The organism is Akkermansia muciniphila (genome assembly GCF_900184965.1).
In the GTDB taxonomy this organism is placed as follows: domain Bacteria; phylum Verrucomicrobiota; class Verrucomicrobiia; order Verrucomicrobiales; family Akkermansiaceae; genus Akkermansia; species Akkermansia muciniphila_A.
On sequence record NZ_FXYA01000164.1, the window covers coordinates 1 to 234 of the forward strand.

At 59.0% G+C, this 234-nt stretch carries 1 protein-coding gene; it reads right to left on the reverse strand.

Annotated elements, in window-relative coordinates; all coding sequences use genetic code 11:
- On the reverse strand, positions 1-234 hold a 234-nt coding region (locus CI070_RS05265; RefSeq protein WP_143245574.1), incomplete at both ends, for a lipid A-modifier LpxR family protein.

Here is a 234-nt window from a genome sequence, read left to right on the forward strand (position 1 = left end):
ATCGTATAATCGTTCATGCTCGGCGGCAAATTGTAGCCGAACCGGAAAATAAAACCGATACCGGCGCGAACCGACACCGTACCCGCTTCGGCGCGGCCGTACATCAAACCGTCCGTCTGGAACCCGGTCGAACTCCGGCTCTCAAGACTGCGAAGCCTCCGATCCTGCCTCACGGACAACTGCATCGTCACCTCGCTCGGAAGCTGGTAGCCCCAGCCGTCCCATGAATCCATC